At 50.9% G+C, this 220-nt stretch carries 1 protein-coding gene; it reads left to right on the top strand.

Annotation, left to right across the window (positions count from 1 at the left end; all coding sequences use genetic code 11):
- A partial coding sequence (locus LKK83_RS00335; protein ID WP_324628757.1) for a Uma2 family endonuclease occupies positions 1–220 on the top strand: 220 nt, incomplete at both ends.

The raw sequence follows: 220 nt of genomic DNA, 5'->3' as shown, positions 1-220 counted from the left end.
AATCTCAGACTCGAACGCAATTCCACTGGAGAAGTGATTATTATGACCCCCACAGGCGGCGGAACCAGCAACCGTAATGGCAGACTGAATAACCAATTATTTACCTGGGCGGATGCAGACAAAACCGGAATCGCGTTCGATTGTTCTGGGGGTTTCAATCTGCCTAATGGGGCGATTCGCTCTCCCGATGCGTCTTGGATTTCCCGGGAAAAATGGGACG

This window comes from Phormidium sp. CCY1219 (assembly GCF_035615515.1).
Taxonomy (GTDB): domain Bacteria; phylum Cyanobacteriota; class Cyanobacteriia; order Cyanobacteriales; family Laspinemataceae; genus CCY1219.
Note: the sequence above shows the minus strand (reverse complement) of the source record. Positions and strands in the feature narration are given on the sequence as shown.